Origin of the sequence: Streptomyces sp. NPDC101151 (assembly GCF_044768335.1) — a bacterium.
GTDB lineage: Bacteria > Actinomycetota > Actinomycetes > Streptomycetales > Streptomycetaceae > Streptomyces.
On the sequence record NZ_JBIWPP010000001.1, the window covers coordinates 20,754 to 46,925 of the forward strand.

Consider the following 26,172-nt stretch of genomic DNA (forward strand, 5'->3'; position numbering starts at 1 on the left):
CTTGTCGCTCGACTCCCTCAAGTCCCGCGTCCCGGACTACGCCAAGGACCTGAAGCTCAACCTGGGCTCGGTCATCGGCAACTCCGACCTGCCGGCGCAGCAGCTGTGGGGCACGGTGCTGGCGACCGCCATCGCCTCCCGTTCCCCGATCGTGCTGCGCGAGCTGGAGCCGGAGGCGAAGGCGAACCTGTCGCCGGAGGCGTACACCGCGGCGAAGTCCGCGGCCGCGATCATGGCGATGAACAACGTCTTCTACCGCACCCGGCACCTGCTGTCCGACCACGAGTACGGCACGCTGCGCGCGGGTCTGCGGATGAACGTCATCGGCAACCCCGGTGTCGACAAGGTCGACTTCGAGCTGTGGTCGTTCGCGGTCTCCGCGATCAACGGCTGCGGCCTGTGCCTGGACTCGCACGAGCAGGTGCTGCGCAAGGCCGGCGTCGACCGTGAGGTGGTCCAGGAGGCGTTCAAGATCGCCTCCGTGGTCCAGGCCGTCGGCGTCACCCTCGACGCCGAGGCCGTTCTCTCCGAGTAGTCCGGCCGCGGCCGTACGGGACCCCGCTCACCCTTCGTGGGCGGGGTCCGCCGCGTTCGCACGGGCTTCCCCGCGGGCCGCGCCCACGGACCCGCCCCCGACCGCGACGACCCCGTCCTCGAGCGCCGGATGAGCAGGACGGGGCACGGCGTTCTCCAGCGAGTACTGGCGCAGATAACCCACCACCGTGTTGGTCACCGCCACCAGCGGTACGGCCACCACGGCGCCGCCGATGCCCGCCACCATGCCGCCGGCCGCCACCGTGAGGACCACCGCGAGCGGGTGGACGCGGACCGCGCGGCCCAGGATGAACGGCTGCAGGACGTGGCCCTCGATCTGCTGGACGGCGAGCACCACGAGCAGGGTCATGACGGCCGTGAAGACGCCCTGCGTCACCAGCGCCACGATCACCGCCAGCGCACCCGAGGCGACCGCACCGACCAGCGGGATGAAGGAGAACAGGAAGATGAAGACGGCCAGCGGGACGGCCATCGGCACGTCCAGGAAGTAGATGCCGATGCCGATGAAGATGGCGTCGATGAGGGCGACCAGGACCGTGCCCCGGACGTAGGCGGTCAGGGTGCGCCAGGCGCGCGGGCCGGCGCCGGCCACGCCCGGGCGGGCGGCGGCGGGCACCAGCTTCAGGAACCACTGCCAGATGCGCTTGCCGTCGTAGAGCAGGAACAGCGTCGAGAAGAACACCAACAGGATGCTGGTCAGGGCCTCGACGATGACCTGAACGCCCTCCAGGCCCGCGGAGGTGATCTGGTCGGCGTTGGCGCCGATCGCCTCGCGGAGGTTCTTGGCGATCTGGTTGATCTGCTTGTCGGTGACGTGGAAGGGGCTCTTCAGCAGCCAGTTGCGCAGATCGTCGATGCCGCTCTGGATCTGGTTGGAGAGGGTGTCGATGTTCTCCATGACCTGCCAGGTCACGAACCAGCCCATCAGGCCCATGACGACGAAGCCGAGGATGGCGGTCATCGCGGTGGCCAGGCCGCGCGGCACCCCGCGGCGCTGCAGCCGGGCGACCGTCGGCTGCAGCAGCGCGGTGATCAGCAGGGCGATGACGAAGGCGAAGACCACCAGCTGTACGGCGCTGATGACCCGCATGAGGACCCAGACGGTGCCGGCGAGGACCAGCAGGCGCCAGCCGGCCTCGGCCGCGACCCGCACGCCCCAGGGCACGGCCTGGGCGGGGTCGGGACGAGGACCTGACGGAACCGCCGCAACGGCCGGACGGGGAGCGGCGGGCGGCTCCACGGGCTCCACGGGCCGGTCCGCGATGGCAGGTTCGGGCGCGGTGTCCTTCTCCACCTCCGCACGGCGCTCGTCCAGGCGCTCGCTCATCTCGGTCAGTCCGGCACCGAGCCGGCCGAGCCACCCTGGCACTCGCGCCATCATCAGTCCTCTTCCCCCGCGTCCCCGGGTGCTCGCCACCACTCCCCCCTGGAGTCGTTCGGGTACGACCGTACAGGGCGAAAGCCCCTCCCCCTAGGACGGGGAGGGGCTGCGCAAGGTTGAGCTGAGGCCGGGGGACCTAGTACCAGTGGTTGGCCTGCCAGAACGACCAGGCCTCACAGGGGCTGCCGTACCGGCTGTTCATGTAGTTGAGGCCCCACTTGATCTGGGTGGCCGGGTTCGTCTGCCAGTCGGCGCCGACGGACGACATCTTGGAGCCCGGCAGGGCCTGGAAGAGACCGTAGGCACCGGAGGAGGCGTTGACCGCCCGGTAGTTCCAGCTGGACTCGTGGTCCACGATGTTGCTGAAACACTGGTACTGGCCGCTCGCCACCATCTGACGCGCCATCGCCTGGATCTGCGCCACGGAGTAGCTGCTCTGCACGGGGAAGCTGGAGGAGTCGCGGGCGCTGTCGCGGCTGGCCGCGGCCTTCGCCTCGACGCGCTCCTTGGCTTCCTTGGCGGCCTGCTCGGCGGCGGCCTTCTTCGCGACCGCGGTCTCGGCGGCGGCCTTGCGGGCCGCTTCCTCGGCGCCCTTCTTGGCGCTCGCGTCCGCGGCGATGGCCTGTGCGTCGGCCTGCTGCGTCAGGGACGCGGTCTGCACCTGGGCCTGCTGACCCGCGGGTATGTCCGCGAGGAGCGTGGTGTCGGCTGCCGTCGCCTCGGCGTCGTTGTTCTGCGCAGTGCTGCCCGAGGCAACACCGACGACGCTTCCGACGGCGGTGACCGCGGTGGCCGAGGCCACTGCGAATCCCCGGACCGAAATCCGGCTCACACGGTTTCCTTCCAGCATCGCCCGCTTCGGTGACCCTGGCGGACGCAATCTTGCCCCTGGCACTGGCCTCCCAACTGCGGGGTCACGGGAGGCACGGGCCCGATGGGCAACTCCCGCGAGGGGAGTGCCGTGTGGTGCTCGGGCGGCATACGACGGCTCTGTGGAGTTGAAGTGGTGCTTCTGTGGTGCCGTACCGCTGGGGGTACAGGTGTGTCGTATGCGGGGCCTGACAGGAGTGAGACTCTGCCGTACCCCGACGCCGGGTGGCAATTCCGAGTTACGTGTGAAAGCTCACACCTTGTTTGCCCCAGGGGATTTCTGGAAACCGCCACACGCGAAGGCGCCGCCCGGCTAGGCTCTCGGCCTTTACCGGACGGCGCCAAGGGGCGTCAGGAGTACGTCAGATGTGCCCGTCCTCCAGCATTTCGGTCACAAGCGCCGCAATCTGGGACCTCTCGGAACGCGTCAGCGTGACGTGCGCGAAGAGCGGATGTCCCTTCAGCTTCTCCACGACGGCGACGACACCGTCGTAGCGCCCTACGCGCAGATTGTCCCGCTGTGCCACGTCATGGGTCAGAACGACCCGCGAATTCGCGCCGATTCGGGACAGAACGGTCAGCAGGACATTCCGTTCCAGCGACTGCGCCTCGTCGACGATCACGAACGCGTCGTGCAGGGAGCGGCCCCGGATGTGGGTCAGGGGCAGGACCTCCAGCATGCCGCGCGCGGTGACCTCCTCGATGACCTCGCGGCTGGTGACCGCGGAGAGCGTGTCGAAGACGGCCTGCGCCCAGGGGCTCATCTTCTCGGCCTCGCTGCCCGGAAGATAGCCCAGCTCCTGCCCGCCCACCGCGTACAGCGGCCGGAAGACCATCACCTTCTGATGCTGGCGGCGCTCCAGGACCGCCTCCAGACCCGCGCAGAGCGCGAGCGCCGACTTGCCGGTGCCGGCCCGGCCGCCCATCGAGACGATCCCGACGTCCGGATCGAGCAGCAGGTCGAGCGCGATGCGCTGCTCGGCGCTGCGGCCCTTGATGCCGAACGCCTCCCGGTCGCCGCGTACCAGCCGGACGTTGCCCTCGGCGCTGATGCGGCCGAGCGCCTTGCCGCGTTCGGACTGGATGGTCAGGCCGGTGTGCACGGGGAGGTCGGAGGCCTCCGGCACGTACACGTGCCCTTCCTCGAAGAGGATGTCCACCTGCTCGCCGGAGAGCGTCAGTTCGGACATTCCGGTCCAGCCGGAGTTCCCCGTGATGGCGAGTTCGGCGCGGTACTCCTCGGCCAGCAGGCCGACGGAGGAGGCCTTGATCCTGAGCGGCAGGTCCTTCGACACGACGGTGACGTCGAACCCCTCGGCCTGCAGATTGCGGGCCACCGCGAGGATGCGGGAGTCGTTGTCCCCCAGGCGGTAGCCGGTGGGCAGCACGCTGGGGTCCGAGTGGTTGAGCTCGACACGGACGGTTCCGCCCAGCTCTCCGATCGGGATGGGGGCGTCGAGGCGGCCATGCTTCACCCGGTAGTCGTCCAGCAGGCGCAGCGCCTGGCGGGCGAAATAGCCGAGTTCGGGATGGTGCCGTTTGGCCTCCAGCTCCGTGACCACCACGATGGGGAGCACCACCTCGTGCTCGTCGAAGCGGGTCAGAGCGTTCGGATCGGCCAGCAGAACGCTGGTGTCGAGAACATACGTGCGCCGATCTGGCTTGTGGCGCTTTGTGCTGGTCACCACGGAAGGACGTACCCCCTCGGATGAGGTCGGGGAGCGACGAAGTGGAGCTGGACCGGTCGTTGGCCCCCGCGTACGGCGGGCCGGAGACCGGACCTCCGCGGCTGCTGCCGTGCAGTGAAGGCACGGTCGGGCTGGTGCAAAGGGCCTCCCGGGCGGACGGCCCCGTGCCGCCCGCTGAGATCCGACGCCCGTGGTTCGGGTGTCGACCTGCTTGGCTTATGCCCTCGAACATGCACCGCCATGCAAAAGCAGCCAATAGCGCGCTGGTGAACTCCTTGTTACTTCCACCCCAACCGGCGTATACGGAACACCCCGCCACACTCGTGGAGCGGCGGGGTGTTCGCAGGTGTCTCAGCCGCCGTAACGGCGGTGGCGCGCCGCGTAGTCGCGCAGCGCACGCAGGAAGTCGACCTTGCGGAAGGCCGGCCAGAAGACCTCACAGAAGTAGTACTCCGAGTGGGCCGTCTGCCAGAGCATGAATCCGGACAACCGCTGCTCGCCGCTGGTGCGGATCACCAGGTCCGGGTCGGGCTGGGCACCGGTGTAGAGGTGACGGCCGACCATGTCGATGTCGACGGACTCGGCGAGGTCCTCCATCGACACACCCTTGTCCTGGGCGTCGAGGAGCATGGAGCGCACGGCGTCGGCGATCTCCTGTCGGCCGCCGTAGCCGATGGCCACGTTGACGACTATCCCGTCGACGTGGGCGGTGGCCTCCTCGGCGTCCTTGAGGGTGCGCTGCATGCCGGCCGGCAGCAGGTCGAGGGTGCCGACGTGATGCACCCGCCAGCGGCCGTCGGCGGCGAGGGTGCGGACGACGTCCTCGATGATGCCGAGGAGGGGGCCCAGCTCATCCTGCGGGCGGTCGAAGTTGTCCGTGGACAGCAGCCACAGGGTGACGACCTCGACATCGGTCTCGGTGCACCAGCCGAGGAACTCCTCGATCTTTTCGGCACCGACCCGGTGGCCGTGGACCGCGGACGAGCCGGCGGCCTTCGCCCAGCGACGGTTGCCGTCCATGATGACGCCGATGTGCTTCGGCACCTGAGCGTGGTCCAGGTGACCTTCCACCCGGCGTGCGTAGAGCCTGACGAGCAGGCTGCGCAGCTTGTCGCGCAGGTTCACGAGAGAGCCCCTCCAATGGCGCGGTTGCGGTCCCCGCGGGGCTTGAGGTTACTCCGACGAGGCTTCGGTGCGTGGTTCGGGTGCGTTGCGGGACGAAAAAACGGGCCGGTCCGTGGGGGGGAGACGGACCGGCCCGAGGGGGGGTTTCCACCATAACCCTTCGTAAGGGATGGTGTGTGCATCGGCGTGGCACAACTACTCTCCGAAATCATCCGGCGACGCCCCGGTGTGCGCGGAACGCTGGATTCAGGGGTGCTTCATGGCTGATTCACAGCTGATTCCCAGGGATTCCGGCCGCATACGGCACGATCAAGAGGGTTTGGGCCATCTCGGGGATCCTTCGGCGAGTTGCCCCGGGGTCCCCCCGATGGGCTACCCCGTCAGCGAACGGTGACTTGACGGTTCCGCTACGTGCCCCCTCGGCATCGCAGCACCGCGCAGCCCCCTCCACTGCGCGGTGCCGCCCGCACAGCTTTGCTGGCGCGAATTACCTTGGTCTGAACTTACGTGAAGGGTGGGGCGGATGTGAACCGTCGTCGATAACGATGTGGAAACCGTGGAGGGAATCTGCTTGAGCCGAGCAGCGGGACATCCCTGCCGCCCGAGGCGTCAGCGGGTCGGTTTCCGGACGTCGAAGAGGTGCCGGGCGCTGTGCGCGACGAAGGGCCCCTGCGTCCGGATCCGCTCGTGCAGGGCACGCAGCCGGGGCTCGTACGCCTCCACGGTGAAGCCGGGAACCATCCAGACCACCTTCCGCAGGAAGTGCACCACGGCCGCGATGTCATGGAACTCCATCCGCAGCCGCTCCGCCCTCAGGTCCACGACCTCCAGACCCGCCCTCTCCGCGTCCTTGTGCTCCCCCTCGGGGTCCCGGCCGCTGCGCACGGCGTCCGGCTGGGGCCCCAGGAAGTACTCGACCAGCTCGAACGCACTGGCGGGCCCGACATGCTGGGCGAAGTACGTACCGCCGGGCAGCAGCACCCGTGCGACCTCGCCCCAGTGCGGACGTACCGGATGGCGGCTGAGCACCAGGTCGAAGGCCTCGTCGGCGAACGGCAGCGGCGCGCCGTCCGGCGCGGCGACCACCAGCGCACCGCGCGGCCGGAGCAGGCCGGTGGCCTTGGCCACGTTCGGCGGCCAGCCCTCCATGGCCGCGACCAGGAGCGGGCGGTCCGGCTCGGCCCGGCCCAGGGCGAAGTCGAGCACCTCGCCGCCCCCGGTCTGGATGTCGAGTGCGGCCTCGGCCCGGGCCAGCCGCTCCCCCGCCGACCGGGCGTACCCCCAGGAGGGCCGCGCCTCGGTGGCCCGCCCCTCGAACCAGGAGAAGTCCCATCCTTCGGTGGGGACGCCTGCACCCTCGGCCACCAGGTCCTCGAAGGAGCGGTTGTCTGCCATGAACCCCATGGTCGCAGGGCGTTGTCGGCGGGGCCTGCTAATTTCCGCGTACATGACGACCACTGCCGCCGGCTACACCGCCGGAGAGAAGGACATCCTGCACGCGAGCCTGAACCGGCACCGGGACGCCGTGCTCTGGAAGCTGGACGGACTGGACGACGAGCAACTGCGCCGGCCCATGACACCGACCGGGACGACCCTGCTCGGCCTGGTCAAGCATCTGGCCTCGGTCGAGTACGGCTGGTTCGTGGAGACGTTCGGACGCGAGCCGGAACCCTTCTGGTTCGACCCGTACAAGAACGAGGACATGCACGTGTCCGCCGACGAGACGACACAGCAGATCATCGCCTTCTACGGCCGCGCCCGCGCCGCCGCCGACCGCACGATCACCGAGCTGCCCCTGGACGCCCCGGGCCGCCCCGTCTGGCGGGACCACTCCGTCTCACTGCGCTGGACCCTCGTCCACATGATCGAGGAGACCGCCCGGCACGCCGGTCATATGGACATCCTGCGGGAGCTGATCGACGGGGGGACGGGGGACCATCGCCCTGCCACGGACACCGGCACGGACTGAGGACCGGGGAACCAAGGAGGCCCCCGGAACAGACGAGCCCGGAACAAGGGTCAAGGACTCACCAGGCCGTACGCCGCCTGGACGTTCGGCGCGTCGAGCAGACCGGCGTCCAGCAGGCGCCGGGCGTCCCGGGCGGCGGGTTCGTCCGGCACCCCGTCGGGCGCTGGGTGCCGGACCGCCCACACGGCCATGAGCAGCTCGCTGAAGCGGGCGAGGGGTCTGAGGGGACCGTCCAGGGGTCCCTCGCGGCGGGCCCAGCGCGCGGCGATGGTGCCGCCGACCCTGGGGACGTGTTCGACTCCGCGCCACAGGTCGTCGGCGGCGGCGTAGACGACGAGCGGGACGTGGGCGTGGATGAGGGCGCTGCTGCACAGGAGGCAGGGTTCGAGGGTGGTGTAGAGACGGTGCCCGGTGTAGCGGCGGCCGGCCCGAAGCCGGGCCAGGGCATTGATCTCGGCGTGCGCGATGGCCGTACCGACCAGCTGCCCGGGTGGTCCGGCGGTCTCCTGGCTGCGGTTGCGCCCGGTGGCGGCGATCCGCCCGTCCTGATCGAGGAGTACGGCGCCGATGGGGCGGCTGCCGGCCCGCAGGGCCTCCCAGGCCAGCTCGAAGGGGAGCCGCCAGGGCTCGGGCAGGGCGGCGCCCTCACCGGTGGCCGGTGCGGTGGCCGTCATGGGTGTTCGCCCGGAGGCTGCCGGAGTGCGAGCACGACGAACTCGTCCTCCCCGTCCCGGTCCGTGCCGACTTGCTCGAAGCCGTGCTTCTCCAGCAGGCGCACGGAGGCGGTGTTGCCCGAGAAGGGGTCCGCGTACAGCGGCCGTACCCGCTCCAGCTGCAGGAAGAGGCCGAGGGCCCGGGTCCCGACGCCACGGGCCCAGTAGGCACGCCCGAGCCAGTAGCCGACGAAGCGCCGACCGTCCTCCGCGGTCCAGGAGACGACGCTCCCGGCCACCTCGCCGTCGACGGCAACAGTCCGCACGAAGGAGTCGGGATCGCCGAGCACACGCTCCCGCCAGTGTCTGAGGAAGGCGTCCCGCGGCCGGGGGGTGAACCTCGACCGCCGGACGGCTTCCGGGTCCTGCTCATAGGCGTGCAGGACGTAGAGGTCGTCGTCCGTGACTTCCCGCAGACTCACATCGCTGTGTTCGTCGGTCATGCCTCGCAGTGTGGCAGCCCCCACTGACAACGCCCCCGGCCTCCCTACGACACCAGGGGCCGGACCTCCTCAGCGGTGAAGCGCACGAACCCCTCCGGGTCGGGCTCGTCGCCCGTCGGCTGCAGGACCACCGTGTCGGCGCCGGCCTCGGCCAGCCGCTGCACCGCCTTGGCCACGGCGCCCGCGTCGCCCGCGACACCTAGATCCGGGGCCGACTCCAGCCCCTCGGCGACGAGTTCGGCGCGCAGCCGGGCGGCGGCGTCCGCACCCGTGGCGGCGAGAAGATAGACGACGATCCTGTGCGGTTCGCCGCGCCCCGCCTCCCGCCGCGCCTCGTCGATGATCCGCCGGGCCTGGCGTACGCCGTCCGGCGAGGTGGAGGCGGTGAGCAGGGTGCCGTCCGCCCTGGCTCCGGAGAGGCGGAGCGAACGGGGTCCGGTCGCCCCGGCCAGCACGTCGACCGGACTCGCCGGCGGCCAGTCGAGGCCGACGCCGTCCAGCTGGACGTACCGTCCGCTCACGGTCAGCCGCTCCCCGCGCAACAGGGCACGCAGGGCGTCGAGATGCTCGCCGAGCAGGGTGAGCGGCGAGGCGGCCCGGGCGCCGACCTGCCCCATCCAGTCCTGCACCCCGTGCCCCACGGTCAGGATGGCCCGGCCGGGGAACATGCGCTCCAGTGCGGCGGCCTCCATCGCGGTGACGGCCACGTTCCTGAGCGGTACGGGGAGCAGCCCGATGCCCACCCGCACCCGCTCGGTCCAGGCGAGAGCGGCGGCGGCCGTGGAAACGCCACCCTCCCGGAAACAGTCCTCCCACAACCACAGCTCCTCCAGCCCGGCCTCGTCCGCGAGCCGGGCCACTGCGCGCAGACGCTCGGGGGGAAGCTGGGGTCGGAATACCGCGCCTAGTCCAGTCATGGGGTCTTCCTAGTGGCTGGTGCCGAGCGAGACAACTCTTTTGCCTCCCAGGGCCTTTCAGGGCTCACCGCCCCCGCCGACGAGACATACGCAGCCCACCCAAGGGGCCGACAAGGTCAAGCCGCCCACTGCACCTCCGGCCGCCCGCTCGCTTCTTCCCCATGCTGGAGCAAGACGTGTCCAGAGGCGGCCGCCAGGCCGATCGGCGTCAGCCGGCGCGGAGTGCAGTGAAGCGGAACGCAACGCCCTTGACTCGTCTCGCGGAAGCACACACTGCGCAGGAATCGAGCGGCCAAACGGCCAGCTCGCCAGCAGGCGTTCACCACATTCTCGTGGCTACGGTCACTGCAGAGCTGGCCTGAGGATGGGAGGTTGACGGGACAGGCAAGAGACATTGTGATCAGAAGGGGCGAACGTGACTCCCCCAAAGGCATTGCTTCGTCACCGGCATGGAGGAAGGATGAGCCCCTCCACGCGTGTTTCCTACTGACCCAGACGCCCTGAAACAGCCCAGTCCGTGTGCTCCTAGCCCGCTTCAGCCGCGGTGTCGGACTTGCTTTGGAAACAATCGGACACGACCGTGGCTTCGATCATGGAAGATCGCCCGCTCTCGGAGGGCTCGATCCACAGCCGGAGGTCGGCGGACATGTGGCCGTCGGGCGAGTTGGCCACGATCTGTGGAAGTTTCGCCCGACTTTTGTCGGGACCGTCCTTGACAATTTTCCACCCCTTGGCGGGAAGTTCTTTTCGTAGACGGTCCATGGCCTTCTTGAGGTCTTCGCCAGGCACACCGTAAATGCTCCACGGATGACGCATGCGATGCACCTTGTCCTCGGAGGCGTAGGACGAACATGGAGCGGCAAAAGCGCCCGACTGGGTCACCTTCCCCTTTGTCGCGATGATGTCGAGAATCTCGCTGGACGCGTGCTCGACGTTTTCCTTGACGACTTGCTCGTCGCGGATTTCAATCTTTTTCTCGTCGCTCACCCGAGAGCACCCTCCCACGAGGACGGCCGCCAGTGTCGCACTTACAGCGATAGCACATGTCTTATTCAAGGGTCACCTTGTCGTATTGTCCAGCGATCACGAGACCTTGATTGCGTAAGCTAGTCGAACCCTCGTCCCAGAAAGCTCCGTGATCTTCCGCATCCGATTCCATGATGTTCGCACCAAAATCGGGATCGGTTGGAATCGTCCAGTCGTCCCCCAAGCCAGCAAGGTACTTCCCACCGACTCGCACCAATTCGTCGTCTCCACCTCCCTTCATGGCCCACACGTGATCGCTTCTGATACCGAGGTCTGCGGCGTGTTTTACCTGCATGCCCGGGCTTCCGGCGGCAATGACGTCGTCCACCGGAAGCGGACCCTCGGGCCAACCACGCGTCTTCGCCGCATCCCCGATGAGTGTGGTGCCGTAACTGTGCCCGATCAGGGTGGTGTGGCCCGGGTTGTTCCCAGACCCTGCCCGATGGGCTGCGAGATTTCCGTCAAGGAAGTGCTGCAGGCCCGGCGTACCTTTCGCTGCCCATTCATCGGACATTGCTTCCGGAAGCAGGCCGCCGCCCTTGTCGAAGGGCTTCGCCTGCAGCGGCGCATCGTAGTCGAACCAAGTCACCGTGGAGACTTTTTGCCCCTGCGCATACCTGCCCGCTTCACGCCACAAGGCTTCTCCGCGTTTCGTGTCCTTCTCGATGTCCTGCAGAAGCGTCCCTGTACCAGGGACGTAAATAGCCGTATGGTCCGCCGTATCTGGATTCCCGTTGGCCAAGATGATTTTACCGTCATGCCCCTTTCCCTCGGGGTCGAATCCGAGTAAATACGCCTCAGGCAGTCCGTCGGTTCCAGTCAGGCCGAAACGCCTCTGAATGGCATCCATTCCCCTGATACGACCCTCCATATCCTGCTTCTCCTTGTTCCACTCCTTCCATTCCTCGGTCTCGACCCGGACACCCTTCACTTCCATCCCAGTGACAGGGCTGATGTAGGGGCGATAGCGTTCGGGTTCCTTCTTCATCCAGGCGTCCAGATTGTCCTGATACTCCCCCCTGCTCTCGGCCAGCACGACACGGTTCGCATCGTCGCGCACAATGGCGGGGAGCCCGTCCATTGCGCCGATGGAGGCAGGGCGCACCGAGATGTAGGCGGCCTTCTCCTCGTCCGTCAGGCTCTTCCACCACTCCGCGTTCGCCTCGGGATCGCCGTCCGTGGGCGGCTTCTTAATCGAGCCGAGGTACTTGTCGGCCCCCTCCAGAACTCCACCGGTATCGTGCTTGACATCAGTCCAGTCCCGGTTGGAGACCACCAAGTCGTCGTCGGCCTTCAGCGCGCGCAGCTTCGGTGCCCACTTCGTGTCTGCGTCCGTGGCTTCCTTCAAGGCGTCGCCGATGTGGTTGGCGAAGTCCTGTGCCTTGCCGAAGTTCGGGTTCGGGTGGATGTTGGCCGCCGTACGCTCCAGCGACGCCGACGTCGGATCCGTCGGACTCGTCCCCGGCGGCATGGTGCCGCCCTCCGGAACCTTTCCGTCGGCTTCTTTACCGCCCGCCGGATAGGTGACCGATCCGTCTGCCCCCGTGGTGCAACCGGCCGCCTTCGCGTCCTCCAGCACCGCCTCCAGCTTCCGCCTCGCCGCCGCCATGTCGAATGCGAAACCGTTGAGCGCGGTACCGGCCAGGGCACACTCGGTTTGGATGTAGTGGAAGTTCTTCGCCAGTTCCCGAAGTTCCCGCAGAGCGGCGTTCGCCGTCTAGCCCTCGAGTTGGTTGCGAATCCCCGCGGCGATCTGGTTCTCGATCGTGTCCTTGACCGAACTGGCCATGCCGCCCATGGCTCTGTAGCCGTCGGCGGCTTCCTCGTATTCGGACGGCTTGAATGCCTTCAGCGTCGCCAGATCCATGACTGTCGATCACCTGTCCTTGACCTGGCCGCCGACCGGCTCGGTGTCCCGGTGCTTGAGCTTGATCTTGTCCAGCTCCGCCGTCGCGTCCGAGTCGAGCATGTGCAGATCGTGCCCCGAACGCTCCAGCAACCCGCCTAACTCACCACAGCGGCCACTCACATCACCGACGTACTTCTTCCAGGAGTCGAATAACTCATACTGCGCGACCGCCGACTGGCAGCCGGCCGTGTCCCCCAGCCCCGTCTGCCCGTCCACCAGCTTCGTCAGCGCCTTGCTGACGTCGTCCTTCAGGCCCTTGATGTCTTCACCGGCCTTCGCCCAGACCTTCTTCTCCGACTTCAACCGGTCCGAGACCGCACCGCCTGAAGCGCCCGAAGCACCGCCCAGATCAGCTGGAAGCTGGTTCAGCCGCATCTGAGTCGAGCCGCGTGCCACCGCATTCGCCTTGAGCTGCTCCCACTCGTCCCAAGCCATCAGTGAGCCTTCCCCCCCTGTGCGTCTCAACGGCCCTTCCTGAGCGTGCCGTTGAGGAGTTACTTACTGGTCGCAACGGACTGTAGCCGTGCGATTCACCGCGGCGACTGAGTACGCCTACTCATGTCCGGGGCGTGACCGGCCGCAACAGCGGCCGCAACAAGGTGAAACCGCGGCATGACGCTGTGGGGGTGACAGCAGAACCACCGTCGCGCACTGGCCAGTCGCAGCGCGATCCCCGTGTCCGGCGGCATAGCACTCTCGCCCGCCGGCCGCTCTGCATTCACGACCGCCTCGCGGGTACGGTCACTGCGGAGGTGGTCCGGGGATGGCGCGCTGGCGGAACGGGTGGGGGACGTTGGTCGTTCATGGGGACGGAGACGGGGCTCCGGTCGGGGTGCCCCTGGAGATCGCGACGTCCTATCGTGCCCGCACGAAGGGCTTGTTGGGCCGTGATGGGATCGACGGGGCCATCCTGCTCTCTCCTGCCAGCAGCGTGCACACCTTCCGTATGCGCTTCGCCATCGACGTCGCCTACCTGGACCGCCGTCTTACCGTCATAGACATACGCACCATGAGGCCGGGCCGGCTGGGCCTGCCCCGGCTCCGTTCCCGGCATGTTGTCGAGGCGGAGGCCGGAGCCATGGTCCGCTGGGGACTGGAGGTGGGGATGAGGGTCGACGTCGAGACACGTTAGCTGCCGATGCCCCTCAGCCCCTGCTTCTTGAGATCAAGGCGGGGAACGCCGAGAACTTGCTGTAGCTGTCGCAAGGCCGGACGGCGATTTCAGCTCCGGGTCGGCGAAGGCCTGAGCCACTCGCGGTATGGCACGGGTCGGCCTGTGGGCGCGTCCAGGAGAATACGGTCGCCGACAGGCCGGCTCAACGACACCGTCACCTTCATACCGAGCATCTCATCCGTGCAGTTGCCGCTCTTGCGGGTCACCGTTGAGCCGGAGCGACAGACGACTGCGCGCTGCAGCCTCAGGCTGTCGGTGACCGGCGTTGTCAGTGGGGCCGCATAGCATCCGGGCATGCGAGCATCTGGGACGTTCACGGTTGCGGAGTTCACCCCGGCGGAGGTTGCGGGGCCGGTGGTCGAGACGGCAGTGCCCGTCGGGGTGGCCACGATGCGGAAGCGGTACGAGGGGGAGATCAGCGGGGTGTCGGCGACCCTGTTCACGGCGGCGTACGACCAGGGCAGCGGGACCGGTACCTATGTCGCCATGGAGTCCTTCGAGGGGGCTCTCCAGGACCGGAGCGGTTCCTTCAACTTCGCCCACTCGGCCACAACCCTGGGGGAAGGCCGCGAGTCCGAGTTCTTCGTGATCGTGCCGGGGAGCGGGACGGGGGCGCTGGCCGGGATCCGAGGGGCCGGTGGCATGGCGATCGACGCGGACGGCACCCATCGGATCTGGTTCGACTACGAGGTGGGTGAGTAGAGGACTCCCTGCTCCCTGCTCCTTTCACTGCTTCTCTGATCACTGCTCCGTGCGCGGGAACGACACCTCGACCCGCCGGTTCTTCTTCCTGCCCGCCTCCGTCGAGTTGTCGGAGATCGGGTACTGCTCGCCGTAGCCGCGTACGTCGAAGGTGACGTTCGGGTCGTTCAAGTCCTGGTCCAGGACCGCCTGTACGGCGTTGGCGCGCTGCTTGGACAGGATGTCGCCGTGGGCGGACGAGCCGAGGTTGTCGGTGAAGCCGAAGACGCGGATCCGGGTCGCGTTCTGCTTCTTGATCTCCTCGGCGATCGTCTCGATGCGGGCCTTGGCCTCCCCGCTGAGCTTGGCGCTGTCCTTGCTGAACAGGACTTCGGCCTGCAGAGCGAAGGTGACGTCGGCGTTCGTGTCCTCCCGGCGCTCGTCCCCGCTCTGATCCTCCACGACCGACTTGATGTCCAGCACCTTGGGCTGCGCGAGGGTGGCGCCTTCGGGGAGCTTGAGGTCCGGGTCGGCGGGGTCGATCTTCACCGGGGCGGTGGCGGAGGGTTCCGTGCCCGGGGGATTGCTGGGGGCTGTGTCGTCGGCGTGGGCGAGGGTGAGGTTGGTGGCGGCGAGGAGGGTTGCGGTGGTGAGGGTGAGGGTGAGAGTCCGGCGGGGTGTGGTGGTCACTTTGGCCTCACCCTGAGATTTTGATGGCGGCGGCCGAGAAGGTCGGCAGTTGGAAATCCACCTCGGAGACGTTCGCCGGAGGTGCCGGGAACTGCATGAAGACCGCCAGGTTCTCTCCGGCCTTGAGCGTCGAGAAGCCGGTGGTGGTCAATGGGCGCCCCTCCGTGTCACGCAGGACGTAGTACCGCTTCTTTCCCTGGGGATCGACCAGCGTGGCACCTCCGAGGGACCTGCCGTTCCTGATGATCTCGGTTTCGTTACCGCTCAGGGCAGAGGGGATGACAGTGCTGTTGGCACCGTCGTTCTTCAAATTGCCATTCACGGTGACGAATCCACCGGAATCACGCTGAGCGGAGGTGATCTGAAGGAGTAGACCGTCCGAGCCCTTCAGTTCGGCCAACGGAGTGTCCGACTGCCCCTCTTGGGCACTCGGGTTCGATCCGCCGGACGCGGAGGCGGACGCCGTATGGTCCGGCTTCTTGGCGTCATCGCCACCGCCACCATCGCAGCTGGCCACGCCGAGGGCCAGACCAGCCACAACAGTCAGCGCGACCATCCCCCTGGTGGCCTTCTCAGTGACCCGAATGCTCATGCCTCTGCTTCCTTCTTTACGTCAGTCAGCCAGGTGGACGTCGAAAAGATCCTCGGGCCTCGGGAGGTCGGCGAGGTCGTCCGGATTCAGGTCCCAGTCCCGGTCCTTGCAGGTAAGTCGCGGCAGCACGTCGTTCCCCGCGTTCTCCCCAGGGAGTTCGAACGTGCAGAGGGGGTCGATCACAGCCCTGGCGGACGCCGTCGAGTGGAAATTCTCGGTCCCGGGAACGACGGACTTGCCGACGGACTTCTGGGTCCTGGCCGTGACCGTGAACGTGAGTGGCTCCGGCGAGTCACACTGTGCGTGGGCGTCGTTCTGCGCTGCGAGTTGATCTGCACGCCAGCACGACGGTCCGAGCGGTACCTTGCCGTCGAAATCGTCCTGCCACTTGGTCGGGTCGAGGACATCCTCCACCCATTTCGCCGAGAGTTGGTCGCGCCTGTTCTGTGCGGCGGCGACCGCGGCAGCATCAGCCGCGGTCTGGGCGCCGCCCCGATTGACCGCGGCCTGGCCGACGGCGAGGTAGGCCAACGCAAGAAAGAGCAGACCCGCCACCACCGTGATGTAGATGGGGAAGGCCTGCCCTGCGTCGCGATACCGGTCGGGGCGGATCAGCCGCCGGTGACTTCGGCGATCTTCGTCGTGATCGCGTCGTAGATGGACTGACCGATGCTCGTGCCCGTGATCGCCAACACGATCGCCACAACCACCGCGATGATGCCGAGGTACTCCACCGCAGTCTGTCCCTTGTCGCTGCGGGCAACTCGGGCCTGCAAATGTGCGACGGTGGTGTTGAACCAGTTGCTCATGGTGGTCCCCTTCGGGCTCGCCTCCGATCGGGGAAACGTATGCCGGGTCACCGCCCCCACGAGAGGGCCCCAGGACCCAACCCCGGACCCAATCCATCTCACGCCACCCCCAACCACTTCGCAGCCGCCTGAGACCTGCTCGTGCTGTGGAGCTTGGCGAAGATGCGGTTGATGTGGTTCTTGACCGTCTTCTCGCTGATGAAGCAGGTCGCGGCGATCTGCTGGTTGGTCATGCCGGATGCGATGAGGTCCATGATCTCCGCCTCCCTGCTGCTCAGTTGGAACCGTGACCGGAACGACTGTCCCACACATGATTGCAGTTGCGAAAGGTTTTGTGGTGGAATTTTCCCTAAGGGAGCGGGAAGTTCCGGTACCATGTGTGCAGGTGCACTTGCCTGAAGGTGTGACAGCAATGCCTTCGCCGCCCCCGGCGTCACATGCGGCCGCCCCTCCCGGACATCTCGTACCGCCCTCACCAGCTGCTCGGTCGTGAACTCCCCGTGCACCAGATATCCCCCCGCCCCCAGCCGCAACGCCTCCTGCACCGTCTCCGTCTCGTGGCTGTAGGTGAGCATCATGACGGGGGCCAGCCGGACCAGGTGGGGCAACGCCGAGATTCCGTCGACGCCGGGCATGCGGACGTCGAGGAGGATGACATCGGGCCGGTGGAGCAGTGCCGCCTCGTACGCCTCGCGGCCGTCCGCCGCCTCGGCCACCACCGTGGTGTCCGCACGGTCGCAGAGGAGGGCTGTGAGGCCCGCCCTGATCACGGGGTTGTCGTCGGCCACCACGAGGCGTAGGGGCGCCGTGGTCGTGGGCGTCGGGAAGTCCTGGCCGGAGTTGGAGTTCCGGTACTGCATCGGGTGCCTCCTCTCAGATTTCCTGGGACGTGACGTCGCTTGCCAAGGCCCGCAGCGGCAGCTCCACCCGGACCTCCGTACCCCGCTCGTGCTCTCCCCGCCCGATCCGGATGCGGGCCCCGGTCGAGGCCGCCCGTTCGACCATGCCCAGCAGGCCGAAGTGCCCGGAGTGACGGAGGTGTTCGAGGGTGGTGCCGGGTGGCAGGCCCCGGCCGTCGTCGTGGATCGTCAGGCGGAGCAGGTCGCCGTCGATGCCCGCGGTCACTTCCACCCGGGTCGCCGACGCGTGGCGATGGGCGTTCTCCAGCGCCTCCGTGGCGATGGCGAGAAGGTCTCGGGCGAGGGGCGGGGGGACGGGTGGGAGGGTGCCGTCACCCATCGGCCGGCACACCGTCCGTAGACCCGTGCGAACAGTGAAGTCCGCTGTGCGTGCTGTCAGTTCGATCCAGAGGTCCCTCGGCACGGCCGAGGCCTCCTCCTGGCGCAGGTCCTCCAGCAGTTCCCGGGACTCCGCCGCCGCCCTGCGGGCCGAGCGGGACACCAGTTCCGCCTGCCGGCGGACGCGGGCCGCGTCGGGGGCGGCTGCGGACGCCGTCGTCGCCAGGCCGTCGGCGGCCAGGGCGACGCCGTACAGGGTCTTGGCCACCGAGTCGTGCATCTCGCGGGCCAGCCGGGCCCGTTCCGCGTGCACCGCCTCCGTCGCCGCGAGGCGGGCCTGCACCGCGGTCAGGGCCTGGGTGGCCGCGCCGAAGCGGAGCATCAGGTTGCGCAGGGTCGAGCCCATCGCGCCGGCGATCACGCACAGACCGGGCAGGAGCAGCGACTCGGCCATGCCCGTCCGGCCGTCGGACTTCAAGGTCGCGTGGACGAGGAGCAGGATCAGGGACTGCAGGGAGGCGAAGCAGGCCGCGCCCCGCCAGCTGTAGACCAGGCCGGCCAGCAGTGGGGTGCAGACGCTGACGTAGGCGAGGGTGGTGTCCGGGCCCGCCGAGACGAGGAGGAGGGAGCCGAAGAGGGTGTCGGCCGCGAGGAGGCTGGGGTGGCGCAGGAGGAGGGGGCCGAAGCGTTCCCAGTCGCGGAAGAGGACGTAGGACACCATGAAGGTGACGACGACCGCGGCGCCGACGAGACGTACGCCCAGCCCCGGGGCCGCGTTGAGCAGGGCGGCCGGGGCGGCCACGACGATCATCGCCAGCCGGAACCCGAAGACCTGCCGGCACATCGCCTGGAGGGCCCGTATCTGAATCTTCTCGGAAGGTTCGGGGAGGGGAGCGCCCACGGCCGCCCCGGACGTCCGGGGGGCACCTGCGGTCGTCCCCGGCATCGCCGCGGTCGTATCCGGCGTCACCGCGGCACTCGCCGGCTGCGCCGAAGCCGTCCCCGGCGTCCCCGGCGTCCCCGGCGTCCCCGGCGTCCCCGGCGTCCCAGCGACGGTCCCCGGCGTCACCGCGGCCGCCCCCGGCTTGGCCGCAGTCCCCTCGTGTTTCCTACCGCCCGTGGTCGACCGTTTCGGGCCCAGGTACGCAAAGAATCCGAGCCATCCCCTCGCCGCCCCCCGCAGGGACAGGTGTCGGCCCAGGTACGCAAAGAACCCGAGCCACCCGCGCGCCGCCCCCCGAAGGGACAAGCGCCTTCCCGGCCCCGCCGCTCCCGTCGCTCCCGTCGCTCCCATCGTCGTCACCCGCCGCTCACTCCCCCGTGAGCGAGCCGAAGTCCACGCCGGAGCCCAGCAGCAGGCCCGCGCCCAGCAGGAGCATCGTCGCCGGGACCATGAACGTGGTGATCATCAACGTGGCCTTGGGGACGGCGCGGGCGGCCTTGCGGCGGGCGTTCTGGGCGTCCGTGCGCCGCATGTCCTTGGCGAGAGCCACCAGCGTGTCCACGATGGGCGCCCCCAGTTCCTCCCCCTGCTGCAGCGCCGTCACGAACATCGCCACCTGCTCGGAGTCGTTCCTGCGCCGGAGTTCCGCGAAGGCCTGGCGGCGGCTCATGCCGAGGTCCATCTGGCGCAGGGTGATCCGGAGTTCGTCCGCCCAGGGGCCCTCGTACTTGGAGGCCACCCGGTCCAGCGCCTGGCGGAAGCCCAGTCCCGCGCTCACCACCACCGCAAGCACGTCCAGGAAGTCGGGCAGCGTCCGCTCGATCACGTCCTTGCGGACACGGATCGCCGACCAGATGCCGACCTCCGTCCAGAACGCCCCGAAGAGCAGCAGGAGGAGGGCCACGAACCACTGCCCCCGCAACAGGAACACCAGGAAGCCCACGCCGCCGAGGGCGCCGTAGACCGCGCGGCGGGCCGCGTAGCGGTCGATGGTCAGGCCGCCGGGGTTGCCCGCGAGGTCGATCCTGCGGCGGTACTTAGCGACCAGCCGGGGGCCCATCAGGCGCAGCACCGCGGGGGCGTAGCGCATACCCATGCGGTCGATCACCGAGTCCACCGCGCCGGTGCGGGTGGCGCCGACCTCCAGGGCGACCGCCAGGTCACCGGGGAGTTTCGCCTCGGCGCGGTACATCCGGATGCCGGCGAAGACGCCCCAGATGCCGAGGCCCATCAGCAGTGCGAGCAGGAATCCCGTCATCAGGCCGCCCCCCTCACACGTCGATCCGGCTCATCCGGCGGATGAGCACGAAGCCGACTGCGTACATGGCGAACGCGATGACCACGCAGGCCTGGCCGACCGTCGAGCCGGTCATCCGTTCCAGGGCGCCGTCCTTGACCCCGTTCATGAGGAACAGGGCGCCGATACCGAGGACGGGTACGGCGTACGACGTCATCGTCACCTGGGAGAGCTGGGTGCGGATCTCGCGCCGGGTCTCCTTGCGTTCCTCCAGGGTCTCGGTGAGGTTCCGCAGGGCCGAGACCACCTGGCCGCCGGCCCGGTTGGAGAGGACCAGGGTGGTGACGAGCACGACCAGTTCGCGGGAGGGGAGCCGGTCGGCGAGTTCTCCGAGCGCGTCGTCCAGGGAGTGGCCGATCGCCAGCTGGTCGGCGACCTTGGCGAGTTCCTCGCCGGCCGGGGCTTCGAGTTCCTCGGCCGCCATGCCGATGGCGGTGCGCAGGGCGAGTCCGGCCTGGGTGGCGTTGGCCAGGATGCGGGCCAGTTCGGGGAGTTGGTTGATGAAGCGCTCGATGCGTTTCTGACGCTGCCAGTTGAGGAACTGGACCGCCGCCCAGATGCCGAGCAGACCGGCGAGCGGGCCGAAGAAGGGGGCCAGGGTGGCCTGGCCGATCAGCCAGAGCGCGGCGACCGCGGCGAGCAGGCAGGCGAAGAACTCGCCCGGGGTGACGTCCAGGCCGGTGGCCGCCAGCTTCAGTTCCAGTTTCCGGCCCAGCGCCGTACGGCGCAGGCGGCGGTCCAGGTCCCGGAAGCGGCGCCGGCGCCCGGAGGCCGCGACGGTGCCCGTGTGGGAGAGGCGGTCGATCAGCGCGGCGCGCTGGGCCCGCCCCGAGGCGTAGGTGTGCACACCGACGACGGCCAGGACGCAGGTCAGCAGGGCGACACCGGTGGTGAGCTGGACGAGCGTGTGGAGTTCCATGGTCCTACCTGGCTTCTCGGGTGGCGAGCTGGTCGGCGGAGTGGGCGACGCCGAAGGCCTGCGGGAGGGGCTGGCCCGCCATGTAGAGGCGGTCGGCGGCACGGCGCGGGAGCGGGAAGTACTCGAAGGCGCCGTGGACGCGACCGTCGGGGGTCATGGGCCGGGCGCTGAAGCGGGCCACGGAAGCCAGCCGGTACGGCTCGCCGCCGTGGCTGTCGAGCAGCGCGATCTCAGTGATGCGGCGGGCGCCGTCGGCGAACCTGGTGAGCTGGACGAGGACGTCGACGGCGCTGTTGATCTGGTCGTGCAGGGCGACGAAGGGCACCTCGACGTCGGACATGGAGGCGAGGGTCTGCAGACGGGTGAGCGCGTCCTCCGCGCTGTTGGCGTGGACCGTGGCGAGGGAGCCGTCGTGGCCCGTGGACATGGCCTGGAGCATGTCGAGGGACTCGCCGCCGCGGACCTCGCCGACCACGATCCGGTCGGGCCGCATGCGCAGCGAGTTGCGGACCAGGTCGCGGATGGTGACCTGGCCCTTGCCCTCGACGTTCGGCGGCCGCGACTCCAGCCGGACCACATGGGTCTGCTGGAGCTGGAGTTCGGCCGAGTCCTCGATGGTGATGATGCGTTCATGGGCCGGGATCAGGCCGGAGAGCGCGTTCAGCAGGGTCGTCTTCCCCGTGCCCGTCGCCCCCGAGACGATGATGTTGAACTTGGCCTGCACCAGTCCGGCCAGCAGGAACACCATGTGCTCGTCGAGCGAGCCGAAGCCGATCAGCTCCTGGAGGGTGAAGGAGCGCGGGAAGCGGCGGATGGTGAGGATGGGGCCGGTCAGCGACAGCGGCGGGATGATGACGTTGACGCGCTCGCCGGAGGGGAGACGGGCGTCCACCATCGGGTTCGACTCGTCCACCCGGCGGTTGACCGTCGACACGATCCGCTCGATGGTCTGCATGAGCTGGTCCGCCGACACGAAGCGGAGCGGCAACTGCTCGACCCGGCCGCCGCGTTCCACAAAGATCGAGTCCGGTCCGTTCACCATGATCTCGGTGATCGACGCGTCTTCCAGGAGCGGCTCCAGGATGCCGAGGCCGAGCGCCTCGTCCACCACGCGGCGGATCAGCTGGGAGCGTTCGACGGTCGACAGCACCGGGCCCTCGCGGCTGATGATGTGCCCGAGCACGCGTTCCAGCCGGGCCCGGCGCTCGGCGGCGGCCAGCGAACTCATCTCCGCGAGGTCGATCTCCTCCAGCAGCTTGGCCCGGTAGGACGCGACCAGATGCCCGTCCTCGCCCCGGCTGCCGTGCTCCTCGGGAGTGTTGATCCGTGCCCGCAGGCTCATGGGGTCGCTTCTCCTCGGTCAGTGGTCGAGGGGCATGGTGGCGGACTTGGTGGCGTCACCGAGATTCCAGACGATCTTGGGGATGCGTACGGTCGCGGTGATGGTGACCGAGTCCTCCCCACCGCCCCCGCCCGGGCCGCATGTCACCTTGAGCCCTCCGCTGACCGCCTGTGCGCACGCCGACTGCGGGTCCTGCCCCAGGGACGCCGCCCGCGCCCCCGCCCGAGCCGCCGTACCGGCCTGCTCGGCGGCATAGGCGACCGCGCCGACCTGGAATCCGGCCAGCCCGACGATCAGCAGGACCGGGATGAACCCGAGGTACTCGATGGCGACCTGGCCCCGGTCGCGTCCACGACGGCAGTACGGCATCTCAGTCCTTCACCTCCTCCACGGCGCCGGCGTGCCCGTGCACCGTGACGGGGAAGTCGATCGAGCCTGGAAAGAGGACGGGGACCTTCAGCGACACATCCGCGGTCACATAGCCGGTCCCGCCGCACTGATCCACCCTGGCACCCCCTCGCCACGCCCCCGACAGGTGCTTCAGCGCGGCCCGCTCGCACGCGCCGAAGCGCTCCCCGCGAGGCGCCGCCGTCCCCGCCCGCACTCCCTCGTCCGCAGCATTCCCCGCAAGCGTGTAGGCGTACCCCACGAGCACGCACTGCCACATGAGCACCAGAGTCAGGACGATCAGCGGGGTCATCCCGAGGAATTCGATGCTGACCTGCCCCCGGTCGTTGCCTCGCAGGCGTCTCATCGGCCGCTCACTCCTTCCGCCGCCGAAGGTTCACGGACCCGCGGTCGCCGCGCAGGCGGCCACCTCCGCGGTGGGACCCCTCGGGTGTCTTCGCCAGCCCCAGCTCCCCGGCCAGCGCCCACAGGGCCTGCTTCACGGTGCTCCTGCTGTCCAGCTCGTGCAGCCGCCCGGCGTCCACAACCCCCTGCAGTTCCTTGAAGTTGGCGGGGACGGTCGTACGCGCCAGTGCCGTTCCGGTGATGCGCTGGACGAGCGCGGGCTGGATCTCGGTGCTGCGGGTGTGCCGGTTGACGACGACGGTCGTCTCCTCGGCCTTGCGGATCTGCAGCCGGTCCCACATGCGCACGGTCCGTTTGGCGGCGCGTACGGCGACCACGTCCGGGGTGGCGACCAGCAGGGCCGTGTCGGCCATCTCCACCGCGGCCGCGTTCGCCGCGCCGAGCTGGGCACCGCAGTCCACCAAGACCACCTCGTACCGGGAGCGCAGGGCGCTGACGATCTGGCGGGCGGCACGGTCGGTGATCTCCTCCCCGCGTTCGCCGTCGGCGGGGGCGAGGAGCAGGGCGAGGCCGGTGTCGTGGCGGAAGACGGCGTCGGCGAGGACACGCGGGGAGATGTCGGTGATGGCGGCGAGGTCCACGACCGAGCGGCGGAACTGGACGTCCAGGTAGGAGGCGATGTCGCCGGTCTGGAGGTCGAGGTCGACGAGGGCGGTGGCGCGGCCGGAGGCCTGGGCGGCGAGCGCGAGCTGGATCGCCGCCAGGGTCGCGCCGACGCCGCCCTTGGCGCCGCTGACCGTGACGACGGTACCGCCGACGCCACCGAGGACGTCGGAGGCGCCGTGGCCCAGATGCCGTCGTACGCCGGTGGACCACTGGGCGACCGCCTGGACCCGGCTGGCGAGTTCCTCGTACGACAGCGGGAGCGCGACCAGGCCGCGGGCACCGGAGTCCATGGCGGCGGCGAACAGGCCGGGGCTCGCGTCGGTGGTGACCAGTATGACCCCGACGGCCGGGAAGCGCAGGGCCACCTCGCGGACCAGCTCCAGGGCCGGAACCGGGCCGATCCGCTCGTGTACGACGACGACCTCGGGCAGTTCGTCCACCGACTCGGCGGCGAGGCGGGCGAGGGCGTCGACCAGCTGGGTGGAGTCAGGGACGGGCGGCTGTGGTTCGGCGTCGGGGAGCTGGCTGAGCAGCGTGGTGAGGGAGCGGACGGCGTCCGGGTCCGCACCGGCCGGGAGGATCCTGGTGGGCATGCGGGCCGCCTCTCACTTGTCCGTCGCGAGTTCGTAGGTGCGGTCCTTGTCCGGGACGCTGGTCTGGCTGCCGGGTGCCACCAGTGCGAGCCGGACCCGCTGGGCGAAGGACTCGGCGTAGGTGACGCGCTGGGCGTCGAGGGTGGACAGCGCGAAGGTGATCGGGACGGCCTCGGTGGGCTGCTGGTTCTTGCTGTTGTCGGGGTCCAGGGCGGTGATCCGGCCGACGTCGAGGACCCGGGCGTTGGTGACGATGATCTTCGACTGGTCCGGGTCGCCCTCCTTCTTGCCTTCGAAGGTGGCATACACGTTGACCCGCGATCCCGGGGTGATCTTGCCGGCGACACCCGTCGCCGCGTCGATCATGATGGCGACCTCCTGCTGGCCCGGCTGGAGGGCGGGCTGGTCGACGACCATGTCGGTCTGCAGCAGGGAGCCGGCGCGCAGCGTGGTCACGGCGATCTTGCCCTGGATCTGGCGGAGGTCGGTGACGGCGTTGCCCGACAGCCACCGCTTCGGCATCTTGATCTTCTCGAACTGGCCCGTGTTCAGCGCGGTGTACGGCTGCACGTCGGACTTGACCCGATAGGCGCTGACCTCGGGCCCGACCTTGGACTGGACGTCGTCGACGACGGAGAGCACACCGGCGAACGCGCCGAGAGCGCACAGGACCGACAGGATCAGGAGTATCACGCCGCGGCGCTGACGGGAGTTCATGAACCGTGCAACCTCATTGGGGGAATCGGTCGAGCGGGATGTGAGTGACGACTGTGCGGGTCAGGCGGGCGTTCGTTGTTCCAGCGCGCGTGGGGCCGGGGGCTCGTACACGGGCGGGGTGGCGGAGCAGAAGACGCACCGGTCGCCGATGACGTCGATCCCGCACCAGTGGCAACTCGACTGCCGCACCGAGGTCACCAGTTGGTACAGGACGGACAGGTCGGCGAGGTAGCTGCAGAACTCGATCATCCGCCCGGTCCCCCACCACCGCGGGGACTCGGCGGGCAACGGGGTCTCGCGCAGGCCGTGCGCGCTCCATGCCTCGGGGAGACCGGCGATCCAGTCGGTCTGCAGCTGCCCCTTGGCGACGAGCAGCCAGGTGCTGAACTCGGGCCCCTTGAGGGTGGCGCCGGGGACGACCTTGACGAGCTGCGGCTCGGGATGGGCGACGACGGCGAACTGGCTGCCCGGGACCCAGGACTTGGCGTGCGCCTTGAGCCCGACCGGCACCCGGTCGAGCCTGGCGACCGAGCCGAGGACGGCACCGGCGTGGATGTAGTGGGTGAGCAGCCGCCCGGCGGAGGCGAGGACGCCCGGGCTCAGATCGCAGGAGGCGAGCTGTCGCAGCTGCCGGGCGAGGACGGCTATGCCGAGCGGGGGCAGCTCGGGCCGGAAGAGGGCGATGCGGTCGCTCTCCAGCAGAGACCGCAGGGTGTACAGGCGCCGTACGACGGGCTCCGGAGTGGCCTGGGAGCACACGACGACCACATACCCGTACTGCTCGGTCAGTGCGTGCAGTTCGGTGAGCGAGTGCTCCAGCGGGCGCTGGTCGAGGTCGCGCAGCACGACGGCCGGCATGGTCCGTTCGTCCTGCGCCGGCAGTGCCATGTCGGCACTGGTCACGGCAATGGCAGTTGGCACGCGCAGCTCCCCGCTCTTCACACCCGTCGGCCCACCGGCGTAACTCCAATGCGCCAGGACGACTTCATTGCGTGACTACCTGAGCACTGTATCCACGCCCCAATGACCGGAGAACAGCGTTTGTGTAGCTCGTGTGGAACTCCCTGGGCGCAAGTCCGGCCAAAACTGGACAGGTTGAGCGCATGACCTTCAGGGCGGCTTGCGGGTGGCCCCCGGACGGTCCTCGGCAGCTCCCTCGGCG

General features: G+C 68.9%; 30 protein-coding genes. 4 read left to right on the plus strand and 26 right to left on the minus strand.

Annotation, left to right across the window (positions count from 1 at the left end):
- Position 1: 1 nt before the first annotated feature.
- Positions 2–535 (plus strand): alkyl hydroperoxide reductase, encoded by a 534-nt coding sequence (locus tag ACIRU3_RS00095; protein ID WP_404050484.1) that lies wholly within the window; start codon positions 2–4, stop codon positions 533–535.
- A 27-nt stretch (positions 536–562) separates the two neighbouring features.
- Here ACIRU3_RS00095 and ACIRU3_RS00100 read toward each other — a convergent pair whose 3' ends face one another.
- The 5 genes from ACIRU3_RS00100 to ACIRU3_RS00120 form a co-directional block, all read right to left on the minus strand.
- On the minus strand, positions 563–1,933 hold the full coding sequence (locus ACIRU3_RS00100) for an AI-2E family transporter (RefSeq protein WP_404049112.1): 1,371 nt from the start codon (positions 1,931–1,933) through the stop codon (positions 563–565).
- Positions 1,934–2,072: 139 nt separating this feature from the next.
- Positions 2,073–2,768 (minus strand): transglycosylase SLT domain-containing protein, encoded by a 696-nt coding sequence (locus ACIRU3_RS00105; protein ID WP_404049115.1) that lies wholly within the window; start codon positions 2,766–2,768, stop codon positions 2,073–2,075.
- A 400-nt stretch (positions 2,769–3,168) separates the two neighbouring features.
- Positions 3,169–4,494, minus strand: a complete 1,326-nt coding sequence (locus tag ACIRU3_RS00110) for a PhoH family protein (protein WP_404049118.1) — start codon at positions 4,492–4,494, stop codon at positions 3,169–3,171.
- A gap of 351 nt (positions 4,495–4,845) precedes the next feature.
- A complete protein-coding gene (locus ACIRU3_RS00115; protein ID WP_404049120.1) occupies positions 4,846–5,619 on the minus strand; it encodes an isoprenyl transferase in 774 nt (257 codons plus the stop codon).
- A gap of 609 nt (positions 5,620–6,228) precedes the next feature.
- On the minus strand, positions 6,229–7,014 hold the full coding sequence (locus tag ACIRU3_RS00120; protein WP_404049123.1) for a methyltransferase domain-containing protein: 786 nt from the start codon (positions 7,012–7,014) through the stop codon (positions 6,229–6,231).
- A gap of 52 nt (positions 7,015–7,066) precedes the next feature.
- Here ACIRU3_RS00120 and ACIRU3_RS00125 point away from each other — a divergent pair, with 52 nt between their 5' ends.
- A complete protein-coding gene (locus tag ACIRU3_RS00125) occupies positions 7,067–7,588 on the plus strand; it encodes a DinB family protein (RefSeq protein ID WP_404049125.1) in 522 nt (173 codons plus the stop codon).
- Positions 7,589–7,638: 50 nt separating this feature from the next.
- Here the strand turns inward: ACIRU3_RS00125 and ACIRU3_RS00130 are convergent, their stop codons facing one another.
- The 7 genes from ACIRU3_RS00130 to ACIRU3_RS00160 all read right to left on the minus strand — a co-directional run bounded on the left by ACIRU3_RS00130 (position 7,639) and on the right by ACIRU3_RS00160 (position 13,031).
- On the minus strand, positions 7,639–8,262 hold the full coding sequence (locus tag ACIRU3_RS00130; RefSeq protein WP_404049128.1) for a nucleoside deaminase: 624 nt from the start codon (positions 8,260–8,262) through the stop codon (positions 7,639–7,641).
- A complete protein-coding gene (locus tag ACIRU3_RS00135; RefSeq protein WP_404049131.1) occupies positions 8,259–8,744 on the minus strand; it encodes a GNAT family N-acetyltransferase in 486 nt (161 codons plus the stop codon). Before ACIRU3_RS00135 ends, ACIRU3_RS00130 begins: the two co-directional genes overlap by 4 nt.
- Positions 8,745–8,788: 44 nt before the next feature.
- A complete protein-coding gene (locus tag ACIRU3_RS00140; RefSeq protein WP_404049133.1) occupies positions 8,789–9,661 on the minus strand; it encodes an LLM class flavin-dependent oxidoreductase in 873 nt (290 codons plus the stop codon).
- Between the two features lie 525 nt (positions 9,662–10,186).
- A complete protein-coding gene (locus ACIRU3_RS00145; protein WP_404049135.1) occupies positions 10,187–10,648 on the minus strand; it encodes a hypothetical protein in 462 nt (153 codons plus the stop codon).
- Positions 10,649–10,709: 61 nt separating this feature from the next.
- Positions 10,710–12,266 (minus strand): alpha/beta hydrolase, encoded by a 1,557-nt coding sequence (locus tag ACIRU3_RS00150; RefSeq protein ID WP_404049138.1) that lies wholly within the window; start codon positions 12,264–12,266, stop codon positions 10,710–10,712.
- A 138-nt stretch (positions 12,267–12,404) separates the two neighbouring features.
- Positions 12,405–12,554 carry a hypothetical protein gene (locus ACIRU3_RS00155; protein WP_404049141.1) on the minus strand — a complete coding sequence of 50 codons (150 nt, stop codon included), beginning with the start codon at positions 12,552–12,554 and terminating at the stop codon, positions 12,405–12,407.
- 9 nt (positions 12,555–12,563) lie between these two features.
- Entirely contained in the window at positions 12,564–13,031 is a 468-nt protein-coding gene (locus ACIRU3_RS00160; RefSeq protein WP_404049143.1) for a hypothetical protein, read from the minus strand.
- A 328-nt stretch (positions 13,032–13,359) separates the two neighbouring features.
- On the opposite strand from ACIRU3_RS00160, the gene ACIRU3_RS00165 reads away from it, so the two are divergent.
- Entirely contained in the window at positions 13,360–13,728 is a 369-nt protein-coding gene (locus ACIRU3_RS00165; protein ID WP_404049146.1) for a DUF192 domain-containing protein, read from the plus strand.
- Between the two features lie 336 nt (positions 13,729–14,064).
- Positions 14,065–14,472, plus strand: coding sequence for a DUF3224 domain-containing protein (locus tag ACIRU3_RS00170; RefSeq protein WP_404049148.1), 408 nt, complete (start codon positions 14,065–14,067; stop codon positions 14,470–14,472).
- A gap of 39 nt (positions 14,473–14,511) precedes the next feature.
- Here the strand turns inward: ACIRU3_RS00170 and ACIRU3_RS00175 are convergent, their stop codons facing one another.
- The 14 genes from ACIRU3_RS00175 to ACIRU3_RS00240 form a co-directional block, all read right to left on the minus strand.
- A complete protein-coding gene (locus ACIRU3_RS00175; protein WP_404049151.1) occupies positions 14,512–15,141 on the minus strand; it encodes an OmpA family protein in 630 nt (209 codons plus the stop codon).
- 7 nt (positions 15,142–15,148) lie between these two features.
- Positions 15,149–15,733, minus strand: coding sequence for a hypothetical protein (locus tag ACIRU3_RS00180; RefSeq protein ID WP_404049154.1), 585 nt, complete (start codon positions 15,731–15,733; stop codon positions 15,149–15,151).
- Between the two features lie 21 nt (positions 15,734–15,754).
- Positions 15,755–16,345, minus strand: a complete 591-nt coding sequence (locus ACIRU3_RS00185) for a pilus assembly protein TadG-related protein (protein WP_404050487.1) — start codon at positions 16,343–16,345, stop codon at positions 15,755–15,757.
- Positions 16,345–16,542 carry a Flp family type IVb pilin gene (locus ACIRU3_RS00190; protein ID WP_404050490.1) on the minus strand — a complete coding sequence of 66 codons (198 nt, stop codon included), beginning with the start codon at positions 16,540–16,542 and terminating at the stop codon, positions 16,345–16,347. The genes ACIRU3_RS00185 and ACIRU3_RS00190 overlap by 1 nt, the downstream gene beginning before the upstream one ends.
- Positions 16,543–16,640: 98 nt before the next feature.
- Positions 16,641–17,402: a response regulator gene (locus ACIRU3_RS00195; RefSeq protein WP_404049156.1), complete on the minus strand. Its 762-nt coding sequence runs from the start codon at positions 17,400–17,402 to the stop codon at positions 16,641–16,643.
- 13 nt (positions 17,403–17,415) lie between these two features.
- Complete coding sequence (locus ACIRU3_RS00200) at positions 17,416–18,624, minus strand: sensor histidine kinase (protein ID WP_404050493.1); 1,209 nt, start codon at positions 18,622–18,624, stop codon at positions 17,416–17,418.
- Positions 18,625–19,090: 466 nt separating this feature from the next.
- Positions 19,091–19,981: a DUF5936 domain-containing protein gene (locus tag ACIRU3_RS00205; RefSeq protein ID WP_404049159.1), complete on the minus strand. Its 891-nt coding sequence runs from the start codon at positions 19,979–19,981 to the stop codon at positions 19,091–19,093.
- 13 nt (positions 19,982–19,994) lie between these two features.
- Complete coding sequence (locus ACIRU3_RS00210; protein WP_404049161.1) at positions 19,995–20,939, minus strand: type II secretion system F family protein; 945 nt, start codon at positions 20,937–20,939, stop codon at positions 19,995–19,997.
- Between the two features lie 4 nt (positions 20,940–20,943).
- Complete coding sequence (locus ACIRU3_RS00215) at positions 20,944–22,281, minus strand: CpaF family protein (RefSeq protein WP_404049164.1); 1,338 nt, start codon at positions 22,279–22,281, stop codon at positions 20,944–20,946.
- Positions 22,282–22,299: 18 nt separating this feature from the next.
- Positions 22,300–22,650 carry a TadE/TadG family type IV pilus assembly protein gene (locus ACIRU3_RS00220; RefSeq protein ID WP_404049167.1) on the minus strand — a complete coding sequence of 117 codons (351 nt, stop codon included), beginning with the start codon at positions 22,648–22,650 and terminating at the stop codon, positions 22,300–22,302.
- A 1-nt stretch (position 22,651) separates the two neighbouring features.
- A complete protein-coding gene (locus tag ACIRU3_RS00225) occupies positions 22,652–23,035 on the minus strand; it encodes a TadE/TadG family type IV pilus assembly protein (protein ID WP_404049169.1) in 384 nt (127 codons plus the stop codon).
- 7 nt (positions 23,036–23,042) lie between these two features.
- Complete coding sequence (locus tag ACIRU3_RS00230; RefSeq protein ID WP_404049172.1) at positions 23,043–24,293, minus strand: AAA family ATPase; 1,251 nt, start codon at positions 24,291–24,293, stop codon at positions 23,043–23,045.
- Between the two features lie 12 nt (positions 24,294–24,305).
- Positions 24,306–25,010 carry a Flp pilus assembly protein CpaB gene (gene cpaB, locus ACIRU3_RS00235; RefSeq protein WP_404049175.1) on the minus strand — a complete coding sequence of 235 codons (705 nt, stop codon included), beginning with the start codon at positions 25,008–25,010 and terminating at the stop codon, positions 24,306–24,308.
- Between the two features lie 60 nt (positions 25,011–25,070).
- On the minus strand, positions 25,071–25,898 hold the full coding sequence (locus ACIRU3_RS00240) for a hypothetical protein (protein WP_404050495.1): 828 nt from the start codon (positions 25,896–25,898) through the stop codon (positions 25,071–25,073).
- Positions 25,899–26,172 lie beyond the last annotated feature (274 nt).

Bases quoted from the DNA above. Each gene is read 5' to 3' on its own strand.
- ACIRU3_RS00120 (WP_404049123.1), bottom strand. From the start codon at position 7,014: ATGGCAGACAACCGCTCCTTCGAGGACCTGGTGGCCGAGGGTGCAGGC.
- ACIRU3_RS00210 (WP_404049161.1), bottom strand. From the start codon at position 20,939: ATGGAACTCCACACGCTCGTCCAGCTCACCACCGGTGTCGCCCTGCTG.
- ACIRU3_RS00125 (WP_404049125.1), top strand. From the start codon at position 7,067: ATGACGACCACTGCCGCCGGCTACACCGCCGGAGAGAAGGACATCCTG.
- ACIRU3_RS00230 (WP_404049172.1), bottom strand. From the start codon at position 24,293: ATGCCCACCAGGATCCTCCCGGCCGGTGCGGACCCGGACGCCGTCCGC.
- ACIRU3_RS00160 (WP_404049143.1), bottom strand. From the start codon at position 13,031: ATGGCTTGGGACGAGTGGGAGCAGCTCAAGGCGAATGCGGTGGCACGC.
- ACIRU3_RS00205 (WP_404049159.1), bottom strand. From the start codon at position 19,981: ATGACGGGATTCCTGCTCGCACTGCTGATGGGCCTCGGCATCTGGGGC.
- ACIRU3_RS00130 (WP_404049128.1), bottom strand. From the start codon at position 8,262: ATGACGGCCACCGCACCGGCCACCGGTGAGGGCGCCGCCCTGCCCGAG.
- ACIRU3_RS00190 (WP_404050490.1), bottom strand. From the start codon at position 16,542: ATGAGCAACTGGTTCAACACCACCGTCGCACATTTGCAGGCCCGAGTT.
- ACIRU3_RS00220 (WP_404049167.1), bottom strand. From the start codon at position 22,650: ATGCCGTACTGCCGTCGTGGACGCGACCGGGGCCAGGTCGCCATCGAG.
- ACIRU3_RS00225 (WP_404049169.1), bottom strand. From the start codon at position 23,035: ATGAGACGCCTGCGAGGCAACGACCGGGGGCAGGTCAGCATCGAATTC.
- ACIRU3_RS00100 (WP_404049112.1), bottom strand. From the start codon at position 1,933: ATGGCGCGAGTGCCAGGGTGGCTCGGCCGGCTCGGTGCCGGACTGACC.
- ACIRU3_RS00180 (WP_404049154.1), bottom strand. From the start codon at position 15,733: ATGAGCATTCGGGTCACTGAGAAGGCCACCAGGGGGATGGTCGCGCTG.
- ACIRU3_RS00240 (WP_404050495.1), bottom strand. From the start codon at position 25,898: ATGGCACTGCCGGCGCAGGACGAACGGACCATGCCGGCCGTCGTGCTG.
- cpaB (WP_404049175.1), bottom strand. From the start codon at position 25,010: ATGAACTCCCGTCAGCGCCGCGGCGTGATACTCCTGATCCTGTCGGTC.
- ACIRU3_RS00170 (WP_404049148.1), top strand. From the start codon at position 14,065: ATGCGAGCATCTGGGACGTTCACGGTTGCGGAGTTCACCCCGGCGGAG.
- ACIRU3_RS00165 (WP_404049146.1), top strand. From the start codon at position 13,360: ATGGCGCGCTGGCGGAACGGGTGGGGGACGTTGGTCGTTCATGGGGAC.
- ACIRU3_RS00215 (WP_404049164.1), bottom strand. From the start codon at position 22,281: ATGAGCCTGCGGGCACGGATCAACACTCCCGAGGAGCACGGCAGCCGG.
- ACIRU3_RS00155 (WP_404049141.1), bottom strand. From the start codon at position 12,554: ATGGATCTGGCGACGCTGAAGGCATTCAAGCCGTCCGAATACGAGGAA.
- ACIRU3_RS00195 (WP_404049156.1), bottom strand. From the start codon at position 17,402: ATGCAGTACCGGAACTCCAACTCCGGCCAGGACTTCCCGACGCCCACG.
- ACIRU3_RS00135 (WP_404049131.1), bottom strand. From the start codon at position 8,744: ATGACCGACGAACACAGCGATGTGAGTCTGCGGGAAGTCACGGACGAC.
- ACIRU3_RS00140 (WP_404049133.1), bottom strand. From the start codon at position 9,661: ATGACTGGACTAGGCGCGGTATTCCGACCCCAGCTTCCCCCCGAGCGT.
- ACIRU3_RS00200 (WP_404050493.1), bottom strand. From the start codon at position 18,624: ATGTGCCGGCAGGTCTTCGGGTTCCGGCTGGCGATGATCGTCGTGGCC.